The 15,673-nt window shown below is 36.1% G+C and carries 9 protein-coding genes, 2 tRNA genes and 2 rRNA genes (1 of these 13 running past the window's edge); 4 read left to right on the top strand and 9 right to left on the bottom strand.

Going from position 1 to position 15,673, the window contains the following annotated elements:
• The 9 genes from BXU10_RS24085 to BXU10_RS24045 form a co-directional block, all read right to left on the bottom strand.
• Positions 1–1,701, bottom strand: a 23S ribosomal RNA gene (locus tag BXU10_RS24085) (it extends 1,178 nt beyond the left edge of the window).
• A gap of 158 nt (positions 1,702–1,859) precedes the next feature.
• Positions 1,860–1,933: transfer RNA gene (locus BXU10_RS24080), tRNA-Ala, on the bottom strand.
• A 142-nt stretch (positions 1,934–2,075) separates the two neighbouring features.
• Positions 2,076–2,149, bottom strand: a tRNA-Ile gene (locus BXU10_RS24075).
• A gap of 126 nt (positions 2,150–2,275) precedes the next feature.
• Positions 2,276–3,789, bottom strand: a 16S ribosomal RNA gene (locus BXU10_RS24070).
• Together the 16S and 23S rRNA genes with 2 tRNA genes alongside form the textbook arrangement of a ribosomal RNA operon.
• Before the next feature lie 1,100 nt (positions 3,790–4,889).
• The gene (locus BXU10_RS24065) at positions 4,890–5,519 is read right to left on the bottom strand and encodes a DsbA family protein (RefSeq protein WP_078229971.1); all 630 of its coding nucleotides are present in this window, start codon (positions 5,517–5,519) and stop codon (positions 4,890–4,892) included.
• 244 nt (positions 5,520–5,763) lie between these two features.
• Positions 5,764–6,882, bottom strand: a complete 1,119-nt coding sequence (gene dnaN, locus BXU10_RS24060; protein ID WP_031456205.1) for a DNA polymerase III subunit beta — start codon at positions 6,880–6,882, stop codon at positions 5,764–5,766.
• A gap of 105 nt (positions 6,883–6,987) precedes the next feature.
• Positions 6,988–8,673 carry a gliding motility-associated ABC transporter substrate-binding protein GldG gene (gene gldG, locus BXU10_RS24055; protein ID WP_078229970.1) on the bottom strand — a complete coding sequence of 562 codons (1,686 nt, stop codon included), beginning with the start codon at positions 8,671–8,673 and terminating at the stop codon, positions 6,988–6,990.
• Positions 8,673–9,398 carry a gliding motility-associated ABC transporter permease subunit GldF gene (gldF, locus tag BXU10_RS24050; protein WP_078229969.1) on the bottom strand — a complete coding sequence of 242 codons (726 nt, stop codon included), beginning with the start codon at positions 9,396–9,398 and terminating at the stop codon, positions 8,673–8,675. Before gldF ends, gldG begins: the two co-directional genes overlap by 1 nt.
• A gap of 182 nt (positions 9,399–9,580) precedes the next feature.
• Positions 9,581–10,408 (bottom strand): S-adenosyl-l-methionine hydroxide adenosyltransferase family protein, encoded by an 828-nt coding sequence (locus BXU10_RS24045; protein WP_078229968.1) that lies wholly within the window; start codon positions 10,406–10,408, stop codon positions 9,581–9,583.
• 182 nt (positions 10,409–10,590) lie between these two features.
• On the opposite strand from BXU10_RS24045, the gene BXU10_RS24040 reads away from it, so the two are divergent.
• The 4 genes from BXU10_RS24040 to BXU10_RS24025 all read left to right on the top strand — a co-directional run bounded on the left by BXU10_RS24040 (position 10,591) and on the right by BXU10_RS24025 (position 15,647).
• The gene (locus tag BXU10_RS24040; RefSeq protein WP_078229967.1) at positions 10,591–11,541 is read left to right on the top strand and encodes a PhoH family protein; all 951 of its coding nucleotides are present in this window, start codon (positions 10,591–10,593) and stop codon (positions 11,539–11,541) included.
• Between the two features lie 130 nt (positions 11,542–11,671).
• Entirely contained in the window at positions 11,672–12,157 is a 486-nt protein-coding gene (locus BXU10_RS24035; RefSeq protein ID WP_078229966.1) for a hypothetical protein, read from the top strand.
• 158 nt (positions 12,158–12,315) lie between these two features.
• A complete protein-coding gene (locus tag BXU10_RS24030) occupies positions 12,316–13,146 on the top strand; it encodes a Cof-type HAD-IIB family hydrolase (protein ID WP_078229965.1) in 831 nt (276 codons plus the stop codon).
• A 152-nt stretch (positions 13,147–13,298) separates the two neighbouring features.
• Positions 13,299–15,647, top strand: a complete 2,349-nt coding sequence (locus BXU10_RS24025) for a prolyl oligopeptidase family serine peptidase (protein ID WP_078229964.1) — start codon at positions 13,299–13,301, stop codon at positions 15,645–15,647.
• The last annotated feature ends 26 nt before the right edge of the window (positions 15,648–15,673 follow it).

Below are 15,673 nucleotides of genomic sequence, written 5' to 3'. Positions count from 1 at the left end.
TCCTTAGCCATGAATCTCTCGAGCACCTTAGGATTCTCTCCTCAACTACCTGTGTCGGTTTACGGTACTGGTACTAATTACCTGAAGTTTAGAGGTTTTTCTTGGAAGCCCTTAGGCGCACTATCTCTTTGTCCGAAGACTCCGAGTACTATCGTATTTCCCCAAGATCTGTGGATTTGCCTGCAGATCTTATAGGTAGGTACTTCAACGAACTATTCCGTCAGTTCGCGGCGCTTTCATCACTCCGTCACCCCATCACAGTAATCAGTAGTACGGGAATATTAACCCGTTAGCCATCGACTGTCCCTTTCGGGTTCGCCTTAGGACCAGACTAACCCACAGCTGATTAGCATAGCTGTGGAAACCTTAGTTTTTCGGTGTGCGGGTTTCTCGCCCGCATTATCGTTACTTATGCCTACATTTTCTTTTCCAGCCAGTCCAGCATACCTTACGATACACCTTCAACCCTGCTGGAATGCTCCCCTACCACTTAGAGTAAACTCTAAATCCATAGCTTCGGTAATATGTTTATGCCCGATTATTATCCATGCTCGTCCGCTCGACTAGTGAGCTGTTACGCACTCTTTAAATGAATGGCTGCTTCCAAGCCAACATCCTAGCTGTCTGGGCAGACAAACCTCGTTCTTTCAACTTAACATATATTTGGGGACCTTAGCTGATGGTCTGGGTTCTTTCCCTCTCGGACTTGGACCTTAGCACCCAAGCCCTCACTGCTGGGAAACATTATATAGCATTCGGAGTTTGTCAGGAATTGGTAGGCGGTGAAGCCCCCGCATCCAATCAGTAGCTCTACCTCTATATAACTATCGCCAGCGCTGCACCTAAATGCATTTCGGGGAGTACGAGCTATTTCCGAGTTTGATTGGCCTTTCACCCCTACCCACAGGTCATCCGAAGACTTTTCAACGTCAACCGGTTCGGACCTCCACACTGTGTTACCAGCGCTTCATCCTGCCCATGGGTAGATCACACGGTTTCGCGTCTAACACTACTGACTAAAGCGCCCTATTCAGACTCGCTTTCGCTACGGATCCGTGGCTTAACCACTTAACCTTGCCAGCAACGTTAACTCGTAGGCTCATTATGCAAAAGGCACGCCGTCACCCCACGAAAGGGCTCCGACCGCTTGTAAGCGTATGGTTTCAGGATCTATTTCACTCCGTTATTCACGGTTCTTTTCACCTTTCCCTCACGGTACTGGTTCACTATCGGTCTCTCAGGAGTATTTAGCCTTAGCGGATGGTCCCGCCAAATTCAGACAGGGTTTCACGTGCCCCGCCCTACTCAGGATACCACTATCTATTATACTTGTTACCCATACGGGGCTATCACCCTCTATGGCCCGACTTTCCAGTCAGTTCCGGTTCCGTGTACATAAAATATCGTGGTCCTACAACCCCAACATTGCCGTAACAACATTGGTTTGGGCTAATCCGCGTTCGCTCGCCACTACTTACGGAATCACTTTTGTTTTCTTCTCCTCCGCCTACTTAGATGTTTCAGTTCAGCGGGTTTGCCCACCTATCGGTGTACTATGTCTTCAACATAGTGGGTTGCCCCATTCGGGTATCTACGGATCAATTCGTGTGTGCCGATCCCCGTAGCTTTTCGCAGCTTATCACGCCCTTCATCGCCTCTGAGAGCCTAGGCATCCCCCATACGCCCTTATTTTGCTTATTGTACCAATCATAAATTAATATGACCGTTTTTTTTGTTTCTTGTTGTTTGTATCTCTACTATAACAAAAAACGCTTTCTACTTTTTATTATTTCTTATCTCAATATGTCAATGAACTTTAACAATTAATAATTATCAATTGATAATTGTCAATTATTTCGTGGAGAATAACGGAGTCGAACCGTTGACCTCCTGCGTGCAAGGCAGGCGCTCTAGCCAGCTGAGCTAATCCCCCATTTTTTAGTTGTCAGTTAACAGTTTTCAGTTAACAGTACTTAAAACGGTTACTCAACCTCTAAAATTTCCTTTTAATTAAGCTAATCAGTCTTTTTAATTATCAATTGTCAATTAATAATTGTCAATTTGATTTTAAAAAGTAGTCCCGGGCAGACTCGAACTGCCGACCCCTACATTATCAGTGTAGTACTCTAACCAGCTGAGCTACGAGACTCTGTTTTACTTAATTTTCATTTTTTTTTAAATTAACAGCAAGAGTAATACAATCTTTCAATTCAGAACTTTAAAGATCTTCATCTTTTTTCCTCAGCGTGCACAAATGCTAACACTAAGGCTCTAGAAAGGAGGTGTTCCAGCCGCACCTTCCGGTACGGCTACCTTGTTACGACTTAGCCCTAGTTACCAGTTTTACCCTAGGCAGCTCCTTGCGGTCACCGACTTCAGGCACCCCCAGCTTCCATGGCTTGACGGGCGGTGTGTACAAGGCCCGGGAACGTATTCACCGGATCATGGCTGATATCCGATTACTAGCGATTCCAGCTTCACGGAGTCGAGTTGCAGACTCCGATCCGAACTGTGACCGGTTTTATAGATTCGCTCCTGGTCGCCCAGTGGCTGCTCTCTGTACCGGCCATTGTAGCACGTGTGTAGCCCAAGGCGTAAGGGCCGTGATGATTTGACGTCATCCCCACCTTCCTCACAGTTTGCACTGGCAGTCTTGTTAGAGTTCCCGACATGACTCGCTGGCAACTAACAACAGGGGTTGCGCTCGTTATAGGACTTAACCTGACACCTCACGGCACGAGCTGACGACAACCATGCAGCACCTTGTAATTTGTCTTGCGAAAGATCTGTTTCCAAATCGGTCAAACTACATTTAAGCCTTGGTAAGGTTCCTCGCGTATCATCGAATTAAACCACATGCTCCACCGCTTGTGCGGGCCCCCGTCAATTCCTTTGAGTTTCATTCTTGCGAACGTACTCCCCAGGTGGGATACTTATCACTTTCGCTTAGCCACTGAAGTTGCCCCCAACAGCTAGTATCCATCGTTTACGGCGTGGACTACCAGGGTATCTAATCCTGTTCGCTACCCACGCTTTCGTCCATCAGCGTCAATCAATTAGTAGTAACCTGCCTTCGCAATTGGTATTCCATGTAATCTCTAAGCATTTCACCGCTACACTACATATTCTAGTTACTTCCTAATAATTCAAGTTCAGCAGTATCAATGGCCGTTCCACCGTTGAGCGATGGGCTTTCACCACTGACTTACTAAACCGCCTACGGACCCTTTAAACCCAATGATTCCGGATAACGCTTGGATCCTCCGTATTACCGCGGCTGCTGGCACGGAGTTAGCCGATCCTTATTCTTACGATACCGTCAAGCTCCTATACATAGGAGTGTTTCTTCTCGTACAAAAGCAGTTTACAATCCATAGGACCGTCATCCTGCACGCGGCATGGCTGGATCAGGCTTGCGCCCATTGTCCAATATTCCTCACTGCTGCCTCCCGTAGGAGTCTGGTCCGTGTCTCAGTACCAGTGTGGGGGATCTCCCTCTCAGGACCCCTACCCATCGTAGCCTTGGTAAGCCGTTACCTTACCAACTAGCTAATGGGACGCATGCTCATCTTTTACCGTTGTGACTTTAATTACATCCTGATGCCAGGTCGTAATACTATGAGGTATTAATCCAAATTTCTCTGGGCTATCCCTCTGTAAAAGGTAGATTGCATACGCGTTACGCACCCGTGCGCCGGTCTCTCTATCCGAAGATAAATACCCCTCGACTTGCATGTGTTAAGCCTGCCGCTAGCGTTCATCCTGAGCCAGGATCAAACTCTTCATCGTATATTGTTGATTTAATTTACATCAAATCGTATTGTTATTCGAATCAGTATCTATCGGTTCTTATCGAATCTTCCGATTCTATTACTCTTATTCTTTTGCCTTAACATCTCTGTTAAAGCGGCTGTCAATTCAATATGTCTACGAACGTAATATTTTTTATTCTTTTCGCCTATCGTTTGTCTCTCAAAGCGGGTGCAAAAGTAAAACTTCTTTTTGTTTCTCGCAAGAAAAATTTAAAAATTTTTGAAACTTTTTTTTCGTTTCCTTTTTCTAATTTTCCTTCCAATACCTCAATGAACTTTTCGTGTTTTGCGGGGTGCAAATGTAAAAAGCATTTTCAAATCTCACAAGCTTTTTTGAATCTTTTTTTTTAGAAAATTTCTTTTCCTTTAAATTCGTTTGCCTGTCAGTATTTCGATGAACGCTTTCGCTGTTGCGGGTGCAAAAGTACAACCTTTATCCACTTTACCAAGCCTTTTTATTATAAAATTTCAACCTTTTTTAAAACTTTTTCTTAACTGTCTCATAACGCAAAACTTACGATTTACAGTTTCTTATTTTTGTTAGGAATTTTCTGTATTATTTATATTTACCTCAATTCTTTTATTTCATGATAAGCCGTTTTTATTGACTTCACAACACAAAAGATCCTTTTCCGAGAATCTTGCAATATAGCTCTTCAAGTCTTTTTTACAGATTTTCATCGCTAAACTTGCCTTTTTTTACTTTACTCCCTAGAGGTCTTCAGTCCAAAAGCGGTTTTTAAAGTACTTCATAATTTCGTAAAGACACAAAAAATCCCTTTACGTTATGTATATTAAGAAGAAATTCTGCTAAAAACCGATGCCATAGCCCCGATAGAAACGAAAATCCTTTTGCTTTTTTCTTTAAAAAGCAAAAGATTGAAGTGAATAGCGGGATTAAGCTCCCGAAATTTAAATTATGAAATAACAAATTCAAAAGGACTCCGACTTCGTTTACCCTGACAAAGAACTACTCTTATTATATTATGAGTATAATCCGTCCTTATATATGTATAAAAACGAACCCGACAAGTTTCGAAAAACTGTCGGGTTTGAGATTGCATTATGTATTATGCTTTACTTATTAGTCTCATTAATTGTTTGAACAAAAGTTTCATGAGGCTGTGCTCCAGAAATAGCATATTTTCTATCAAAAACAAAAAAAGGAACACCCTGCACTCCAATTTCCTGTGCTTCGGCAATATCCTTTGTTACATCATTTAAATACATCTTTTCATTTTCTACGACTTCACGAACTTCATTTTCATTTAATCCAACCTGACTACCTAGTTCTATTAAAGTTGAAGCGTCATTTAAATCCTTTCCTTCCGTAAAATATGCCTTAAAGAAAATCTCTTCCATTTCATCGCCCAACTTTTGGGTTTTAGCCAAATGTATAATACGATGAGCTGTTAATGAATTTGAAATAACTGCTTTTTCAAAATGATAGTCTAAACCAACACTTTTAGCACGTTCAACAACACCTTTATGCATTTCTATTGATTGCTCAAGCGAAATACCTTTGCGCTCTGCCAAAAAAGCATAAACATCTTTGCCTGATTGTGGCGTAATAGATGGATCGAGTTGAAAACTTTTCCATTCTATCTCAAATTCATCATTTGGAAATTCAGCCAATGCCTTTTCCAACTGTCTTTTTCCTATATAACAAAACGGACACATGATATCCGACCAAATTTCTATTTTCATATTACAAAAATAATTAAATATTTCAAGAAGTTTTTTCCGTTAAGAAAAGAATAAGAGAAAAACATTCAGTTTTTTTTTCAAAATTTCACCAGGAATGAGATAAATAAAAAACCGCAACTCTTTTTTAAGAATTGCGGTTTTCAGGTATAAAAAATGGTTGGTTAATAGCGATATTTTTTTTTACAATGATATGTCTTTAATTTGAAACTAAAAAAAATCCCTGTAACAAAAAGAACTTTTGATGTTAACTATTTAACATCACAGGCATTACCAACATTGTAACGGTTTCGCCTTCTTCTAAACCATCAACCGGCGTTAGAATCCCAGCTCTGTTAGGCAATGACATCTCTAACATAATCATATCTGATTGTAAATTAGTTAGCATTTCTGTTAAAAAACGTGAATTGAAACCAATTTGAAGATCATCACCCTGATAATCACAAGTTAATCTTTCTTCCGCCTTATTTGAGTAATCAATATCTTCTGCAGAAACATTTAATTCGGCTCCAGCAATTTTTAAACGGATTTGATGTGTTGTTTTGTTTGAGAAAATTGCAACACGACGAACGGAACTTAAAAACAAGGAACGATCGATCATTAATTTGTTTGGATTTTCTTTTGGAATTACAGCTTCATAATTTGGGTATTTTCCATCAATCAAACGACACATTAATATATAGTTGTCAAATGAGAAAGTCGCATTTGAATCGTTATACTCAATTTTTACTTCGGCATCAGAACTTCCTAAAATACTTTTCAAAATATTTAAAGGTTTCTTTGGCATAATAAAATCGGCAACCTGAGATGCTTTTACATCTGTGCGGGCATATTTTACCAATTTATGAGCATCTGTTGCAACAAAAGTCAAACCTTCTGGTGAAAACTGGAAGAAGACTCCAGACATTACCGGACGTAAATCATCGTTTCCTGCCGCAAAAATAGTTTTACTTACCGCAGTTGCCAATACATCTGCAGGAACCAAAGTTACCGATGGATCTTCTAGATTTACTGATTTTGGAAATTCTTCTCCTGCAGCATACGCCAATGCATATTTTCCTGAATTTGAACTAATCTCAACTGTATTATTATCTTCAACTGTAAAAGTTAAAGGTTGTTCCGGAAATGTTTTTAAAATTTCAAGTAAAAGTTTTGCAGGAACCGCTACACTTCCTTTACTTTTAGAATCGATTGATAATGTGGCTGACATTGTGGTTTCAAGATCTGATGCCGAAACTGTCAACTCATTATTATTTAGTTCAAATAAGAAGTTGTCTAAAATAGGCAGCGTATTGTTGCTGTTAATTACACTACCTAAAACTTGTAATTGCTTTAATAAGTACGAACTCGATACTATAAATTTCATCTGTGTGTTTTTAATTTTTGATCCTATTTTAGAAATTTTAACCTAAAATATGGGATTACAAATATATCGTAAACAATCTTAGTTTTACAATTTTTTTATTAACATCTATTTACTGTATTTTCTTTTTCGAATATAGGTAAATGATAGTCCGAAAATCAACAAAATCAGGATTGGAAGTCCGATAGTTAAGAATTGTGTCTGTGTATAGTTTTCATAAACTTTCTCTTTATCTAATAACGGCAAATCTAAATCTTTGCTTCTAATGTTAATAAGTCCGGTATCATCTAATAAATAATTGATACAATTCATTACAAAATCTTTGTTGTCGTACAAGTTTCCGGAGCGTTGGTCGTAACCTAATTCGACAGGCTGCATGTTTTTATCTAATTGGTTTCGGGCTATATCTCCATCCGCTACAACAATCATTTTAGTTGGTTTTCCGCTTGTCGAAAATGAGTTGTCTCTGAAAGGCAAAACGCGGTTTTCAAAAGCGGAATGAAAACTTCCTTCCAATAAAACAGAAAGTACTAAATTACCTTTATTAAGATAATCTTTAGGTGAAGTCTGCTCTGTGACAATCTCTAAATTAATTTCAGCCGGCGCTCCAATTTTTTTAGAATAAGGTGACGACTGTAATAAAACTGTTTTTTTAATTCCGTTTTTAAGAGTATCGATTGGACTAGTAAAATCAAGCTTGATTCCACCTAAATTTTTCACAATAGGATGCTTGCTTTCAGGCGAAACGATTGGAGCAAATTTCCAGATAAAATCCTGGTATTGCGTAGCACTTCCCTGTTCCCCGGTTGCTAATTTTATTGGACTTCCCTGTTCGTCTTTTACTAAATCCGGATTGATTCTGAATCCATATTTGAAAAACATATCATTCAGATTAAGATCTCTTGGGTATGCCAGAGTTGCACCCGCCTGATTGTAAAGACTATCCATATCTGCTACGACCTGATCTATCAGCCATAATGTTTTTCCGCCATTCATTATAAACTGATCTAAAACCTCTTTTTCTTCATCAGAAAAAGTCTCTGTAGGCTTAGCTATAATTGCCAAATCATATTTTTTTAATGCATTTAAGGTTCCGTTAGGATCTTTAGCGACAGAATCCAAGGTGAAAGGTCCAATGTAATAGCTTTCATGGATTTGTCGCAACATTTTGTCAAGATGAATTTCGCGCATTTCTCCATTTCCTTTTAAGATTGCAATCTTCTTTTGTCTTTCTTTAGTAATCTTATTGACAGCATCGGCAATAGAATATTCAAGATGCTGGATGGATCCAATAACTTTTTGAGTTGTAGAAGCCCCCATTCTATTTTTTAACAGAGGGATATTTATCTCCTTATTATTGTAAACTGCAATTGCCCACGGAAAAACCATTGCCTGAGATTGTTTTCCTTTATCGTCAACAGTTATATTTATTGGAGTAAGGCCTTTTTGATACAATGACTTTATTAAATCCATGCTCTCGTCTTCGTTTTCCATAGGATTTACAAATTCGAAAACAATATTAGGATTATAGGCCTGAAATTCTTCCAGTAATTGCTTAGTCTCCTGCTGCAAACGTCTGAAATCTGCAGGAAGTTCTCCCTGCATGTAAATTTTAATCGATAGCGGATTTTTAATCTGTTTTATAATTTGCAACGAAGTTTCAGATAAAGTGTATCGCTTGTCTTTAGTTAAGTCAAATCGGTAAAAAAACAAAGTTGCTAATACATTCAGAACAACCAAAATAAAGATGGTTATACATAATGTTTTAATATTTATTTGAGCAGATGCTTTCATTAGGCTTTAAAAGATTTTAATTTATAAACTGTAAAAGACAAAAACAAAACAGTAATACTTAGAAAGTAAATTACATCGCGAGTGTCAATTACTCCCCTACTCATACTTTTAAAATGATCCTGCATACCCAGTGAAGATACAAAGCCAGAAAAACCAGGGATCAGCGATGCCAAACCTTGAAATCCAAAATAAAAGAAAAAACATAAAAAAACAGAAACGATAAAAGCTACAATTTGATTTTCTGAAAGTGTGGAAGTAAAAATTCCTATCGCTGAATATGAAGCAATCAAAAACAACAATCCAAAATATGAACCAATTGTGCTTCCCATATCAATATTACCTTCCGGAGAGCCTAAGCCCGAAATTACTTTTACATAAATGAATGTTGGAACTATTGCCATGATAATCAAAAAAAGAGCCCCAAGAAACTTACCGTTTACAATTTCCCAAATTGACAATGGTTTTGTCAAAAGCAATTCAAGAGTCCCTTGTTTTTTTTCATCAGAAAAACTTCTCATAGTAACAGCAGGGACCAGGAAAATCAGAATCCATGGTGCTAAAGTAAAAAATGGCGTCAGATCGGCGTAACCCGTATTCAGGATATTGTAGTCCCCTTCAAAAATCCATAAAAAAAGTCCGTTACTGATTAAGAAAACAGCTATCACCAAATAGCCAACCGGAGAGCCAAAAAAGGATTTTATTTCCCGTAAAATAATTGATTTCATGTAAAAACGTTTATTCGTTTATTCGTTTAATCGTTGATTTGTTTATTTATTTTGGCATCAACATCCAAAAGCATTACAAACGCGCAAAAGTACCAAAATTGATTGTTCTTTTTAAGAAAAAAAATAAAATCCAATATTGAAATTCTAAATTCCAAGTTTCCAGTATTCTAAAATTTAAAATTTTACGAAAACTTCACCGTAATGACATCACGATAATTCAACCCAAGTAAACTATTTGCAGAACCCACTTTTGAAGGATTACTTCTAAAAATAGCAATTTCCAAAAACCCGGCTTCATTAAAAATTGCCAGTTTTTCTCCTTCATAAGTCTTAATGGGGTATTTGTCTGATGTTGCAATAGCCGAATAATTTGGCAGAATGGTTTTTATGTTTTTGGGTTTCATTTCAATTTCGTAAGGACGCCCTCGTGAAACTTCCATGAATTGTTTCTTAGAAATATTGGTTACGACATTTCCAAAATGGTCGATATAAATTACATATCCCTTTAGTGAATTTCCATCGGCAGAAATAATGGCCTGTAGTTCTGTTACCTCTTTAATCTCGGGAATTTCTTTTCCGATAACATTCAATAATCCTCCTTTTGCAATATGACAGGCAACCTGAATAAAAATATCCAAATCGCTAAACTCACTTGGGAAACGATCATGTATATTGATTTCTACAATTTTCTGCGGGACAATTTTCTGCGTAAGCATGCTTAAAATTCCGTTATCAGCACAAATAAAGTAATGATCGTTCCATTGCATAGCAATATGCTGATTCTCTTTATTACGCTCAATATCGACTCCAATTAAGTGAACGGTTCCTTTTGGAAAACTTAAATACGACGCACTGATAACGTAACTTGCTTCGGCAGTATTGAATGGATCAATGTCATGCGAAATATCAATTATCTGAGCCTCTGAATATTCAGAAAGAATTTTACCCTTTAAAGAACCAACAAAGTGATCTTTCAAGCCATAATCGGTAGTAAGGGTAATTATTGACATCTTTTTGTTTATAACTATTGATAGTATTTAAATCTAATTTTCATTAAATTTGAGAAATGCAAAGCTAATAATACTTAATGCAAATTGAAAGAAGAAAAGACAAATTGCATTTAAAGATATAAACAGACCCGACAGCCACCTATTTATAAAACAGATTTATTTTTAATTTAAAACTACCTCATTTGAACGAAAGAATAATCGAGCTCATAGACATCGCTCCAAAAGACTTCTGGGGCGCTCAAGACACTCATCTTGAAATCATTAAAAAGTACTACCCAAAGCTTAAAATAGTAGCAAGAGGAACGACTTTGAAAGCATTTGGCGAAAAAGAAGTTTTAGATGAATTCGAAAAGAGATTTCAAAGGCTCATGCTCCATTTTACACGATACAACAACATTGATGATAATGTAATTGAGCGCGTAATAATGAGTGATGGCCAGGATGAAAGAAAATCATTAGACCATGACAAAATACTGGTTCATGGAGTTGGCGGTAAGATTATAAAAGCCATGACACCAAACCAACAGTTGTTGGTGGATACCATTAAAAAAAATGATATGGTATTTGCAGTTGGTCCGGCCGGAACGGGTAAAACCTATACAGGTGTAGCGATGGCCGTAAAAGCACTTAAAGAAAAAGAAGTAAAAAGGATCATACTTACCCGACCAGCGGTAGAAGCAGGAGAAAATCTTGGTTTTTTACCCGGCGATATGAAAGAAAAACTGGATCCATACATGCAGCCTCTTTATGATGCTTTGCGCGATATGCTGCCAAACGAAAAGCTTGAAGACTATATTTTAAAAGGAATTATTCAGATTGCACCGTTGGCCTTTATGCGTGGACGCACTTTAGATAATGCTTTTGTAATTCTGGACGAAGCGCAAAATACAACCCATTCACAAATGAAAATGTTTTTGACACGTATGGGTAAAAATGCAAAATTCATGATTACGGGAGATCCGGGACAGGTCGATTTGCCACGCAGAACTATTTCCGGTCTTAAAGAAGCTATCTTGGTTCTGAAAGATGTGGATGGAATTGGAATTATTTATCTTGATGATAAAGATATCGTACGTCACAGGTTAGTTAAAAAGGTAATTGACGCTTATAAACAAATAGAAAATCACGATTAACTTTTATAAAAATGTCAGATGTAAATCGTGAAAGTGTTTTGACATTTATTAATATTCGTTTTATACTTATCTTTTATGGAAATGTATAAAACGAATATTTTTTTTGAGAAAATTCTAAAATAGCAATTAAATGAAAATTAGAACATTAGCTTTCTTATCAATTATCTGTTTGATTTCATGTAGAAAATCAGAAATCCCAGTTAGTAAATTTGTCGGAACCTGGCATGATACAGAATATATTGTTCCGGGAAAATCAAGTATTATAATAAAGAAAGATAGTTCATTTTATTATAGAAGCGCAGGCTGTGATTGGAGAGTAAAATCTAAAGGTAATTGGAAAATAATTGGGGATTCAATAGAGTTAAACAGTACAACCAGTGATACATGTTATAGAATGTTTCCATTTGTTGAATGTATTTCTTTTGGAAAATACAAAGGGAAAGATTTATTGACAATTCCAAACTGTAATCCTAAAGACGATGCTTCTTTTGCAATTTTCAATAAAGAAATGTTTTATATTAAAAATGATTCTTTAGTTTATAAATTAAAAGCCAGTTCTAATTGTCCTGATACTTTGAAAATAGCTTATGCAAGAACTCAAAAAATTAAAAGGTAAGATTAACGACTAGAGTTTTAATCTATCAACATAAATTTTAAGCAAATCGTTAAATTAATAATAAACTTTACCTCATTTCAGCCTTTCAAACATTTTAAACTTTGGACTTCCAGGCTTAAAGCAGTAAATTTGCATCTCATAAATGTTTGATTATTAATATGACAAAACTTAAAAACATAAAAGTTGTTGTAAGTGACCTTGACGGAACCTTACTCAACCCTCAACACAGAATATCTGATTATACCAAATCAATTTTTCAGGAACTTCACAATCAAAATTATCTTATCGTTGTTGCTACAGGCCGTCATCATCTTGATGCCATGGCAATTATTAAAACACTTGAAGTTCCGGTTTATCTGGTAAGTTCAAACGGAGCCAGAATTCATTCGCCTGAAAAAGAAGAACTTTTTTCGTTCAATTTAGATAGTGATATTGTTAAAGCAGCTTTAAATGTTGATATCGATCCTGAGATTACCGTCGTTTTATTTAAAGAAAATGTTTGGCAGACAAATAAAGTCAGCGAAAAACTAAATGCTTTTCAAGCCGAATTAAAATATCATCCTGAGTTGGTTGATTACAAAACCCTGGATGATTTTGGAGCCATTAAAATTTTCTTTTCTTGTGATGATCATGAAAAATTAGTAAAATTAAAAGATGCTATTCTCGTAAATTCATCAGAACATTTGCATCACGCCTTTAGCCTCCCAACTTGTCTGGAATTTATGGATAAGTCTATTGATAAAGCCGTAGCGATTGAAAGAGTGCTCGAAAAAAAAAGTTTTACTTTAAAGGAAGCTATTTCTTTTGGTGATGGTTTTAACGATGTTCAAATGTTATCAGCGTCAGGAAAAGGTTTAATTATGGGAAATGCTCCTATATTATTAAAAGAAACCCTTCCAGATTTGGAAGTCATAAAAACCAATGCTGAAGACGGAGTCGCAAGATATATTGCTTCAAAAATACTAGACAAAGAACTTATAGGAGGTTAGTTTAAAATATAAGTTTTCATCAAAATACAGAATCCCTGAAATACTTATTCAGGGATTTTTTTATTAAACTGATGTATTACAAAGAATTTCGCAAAAAAAAACATTTTTTAATACTTTCGTAATGTATTTTTGTTTTCTCAAAAAATAATATAATGACAAAAAATATTTTTATCCCTATCTTCTTATTTTTCCTGATTTCTGGACAAAGCCAAAAACTGAAATTGGAAGAAATAATGAAAGGCGAGTCTTTTATTGGAAACCAACCAACAAACGGACGTTGGTCATTGGATGGTAAAAAAGTTTACTTTGAATGGAATCCTAAAGATGAATTGGGAACCAGTACATACTTTTGGCAAAAAGGCATGACAAAGCCAGAAATTGTTACTCCTAAAGAAGCTGCTTTTTCTCAACTTGATTTTAAAACCAAACCTGGCTCAGATATCGTTTATTACCTTGATAAAGGATCTTTGTATTCCTATTCTATTCATTCAAAATCAATTAAAAAACTAATTCAACAATCTGTTCCAATATCTAATTTACAGTTAGGATCTCAGGCAGGGATATTGTTTTTTGAACAAAAAGACAATCTTTTTAAATACAACACCAAAGAAGGAACCCTTTTGCAAATTACAAATTTGAATAAAGGCAATAAAAAAGAAACAAAACCTGAAAAAGAATCTTTTTTAAGTACACAGCAAAAAGAACTGTTTCAGTTTATAAGAGATGCAGCAGCTAAAAAGGAATGGAATCTTGCTAAAGAAAAAACTCTTAAATCGGATTTTGCAAAAGAATACTTTTATGGTAAAGATAATTTATATAGCCTGCAGATTAATCCAAACGGAAACTTTGCTACTTTCATTTTAATTGAAAACTCAGAAACCAAACAAGAAAAAATGGAGGTCTTTATAACTTCTGACGGTTATAACCAAACACCGGAAACAAAAGAAAAAGTTTCAACCAATAATTTTGTAAAAAACAGATTTGCTATTTATTCTGTCGCAAAAGATTCCGTTTATTATGTGAATTTTTCAAGTTTAAGTCATATTCAGGATACTCCAATGTATTATGAATCGTATACTAAATTAAAAAACAAACCAAAAGAAGATAAATTAATTGTTGCCCAGTCTCCAGTTTATAATCAGGATGGATCGTTGGCTGTAGTTGAGATTAGAAGCCAGGATAATAAAGACAGATGGCTAGTGAATTTAAACTTAGATAAAGGAACTTTTGAAGAGATCGAATATCAGCATGACGAAGCATGGATTGCCGGTCCGGGGATTCCATCCTATTCCTTTTCTTCAGGCATATTGGATTTTTTAGCAGATAATGAAACTATTTATTTTCAATCTGAAGTTACTGGATATTCTCATTTATACACCTATAATTTAAAAACAAAAAAGAAAACACAAGTAACAAAAGGTAATTGGGAAGTACGGAATGTAACTTTATCAAAAGATAAAAAAACATTTTATCTAACAACAAATACAACACATCCGGGAAACAGAAACTTCTATAAATTAGCTGTTGCTGATGGTTTGTTACAGCCAATTTTAACAAAAGATGGTGCAAATGAGGTAGTAGTTTCTCCAGACGAAAAATCACTTTTAGTTCGTTATTCGTATAAAAACATACCCTGGGATTTTTACATTGCCGACAATAAAAAGAATACCAGTTTACATCAAATTTCTTCTTCAATCTCTGAGGATTTTAAAAAGTACCAATGGAGAGAGCCTGAAGTTATCACATTTAAAGCACAGGACGGAACTCCGGTCAACGCAAGATTATATACTCCTAAAGCAGAAATTGCCAATAAAGCGGCTATCATTTTCGTTCATGGTGCAGGTTATCTTCAAAATGCGCATAATTTCTGGAGCAATTATTACAGAGAATATATGTTCCATAATCTGTTAACCGATTTGGGGTACACCGTTTTGGATATTGATTATCGCGGAAGTGACGGTTACGGACGTGATTTCAGAACCGGAATTTACCGTTTTATGGGAGGAAAAGACTTATCAGATCATATTGACGGTAAAAAATATTTGGTAGAAAAATACGGTATTGACACTAACAGAGTAGGAATTTATGGAGGATCATATGGTGGCTTTATTACGTTAATGGGAATGCTTACAACACCTGGTGAATTTGTTTCGGGAGCTGCATTACGTTCAGTAACAGACTGGGCACATTATAATCACGGATATACCAGTAATATTTTAAACTTTCCAGAAACGGATCCTGAAGCGTATAAAAAAAGTTCTCCTATTTATTATGCAGACAATTTAAAAGGTAATTTAGTAATGCTTCACGGAATGGTGGATGATAACGTAGAATATAAAGACATCGTTCGTTTGTCTCAACGTTTTATTGAATTGGAGAAAAAGAATTGGAGCCTTGCTTCTTTCCCGGTTGAAGCACACGGATTCAAAGAAACATATTCGTGGATTGATGAATACAGCAGAATCTTAAATTTATTTAATTCGACACTTTTGAAAAAATAGGTTGGTAGTTGATCGTTTGGATTGCA

It is taken from the genome of Flavobacterium sp. LM4, from assembly GCF_002017935.1.
Classification (GTDB): Bacteria; Bacteroidota; Bacteroidia; order Flavobacteriales; family Flavobacteriaceae; genus Flavobacterium; species Flavobacterium chungangense.
This window is presented reverse-complemented; position numbering and strand designations above follow the sequence as displayed.

Bases quoted from the DNA above. Each gene is read 5' to 3' on its own strand.
- BXU10_RS24025 (WP_078229964.1), top strand. From the start codon at position 13,299: ATGACAAAAAATATTTTTATCCCTATCTTCTTATTTTTCCTGATTTCT.
- dnaN (WP_031456205.1), bottom strand. From the start codon at position 6,882: ATGAAATTTATAGTATCGAGTTCGTACTTATTAAAGCAATTACAAGTT.
- gldF (WP_078229969.1), bottom strand. From the start codon at position 9,398: ATGAAATCAATTATTTTACGGGAAATAAAATCCTTTTTTGGCTCTCCG.
- BXU10_RS24035 (WP_078229966.1), top strand. From the start codon at position 11,672: ATGAAAATTAGAACATTAGCTTTCTTATCAATTATCTGTTTGATTTCA.
- BXU10_RS24045 (WP_078229968.1), bottom strand. From the start codon at position 10,408: ATGTCAATAATTACCCTTACTACCGATTATGGCTTGAAAGATCACTTT.
- BXU10_RS24030 (WP_078229965.1), top strand. From the start codon at position 12,316: ATGACAAAACTTAAAAACATAAAAGTTGTTGTAAGTGACCTTGACGGA.
- gldG (WP_078229970.1), bottom strand. From the start codon at position 8,673: ATGAAAGCATCTGCTCAAATAAATATTAAAACATTATGTATAACCATC.
- BXU10_RS24065 (WP_078229971.1), bottom strand. From the start codon at position 5,519: ATGAAAATAGAAATTTGGTCGGATATCATGTGTCCGTTTTGTTATATA.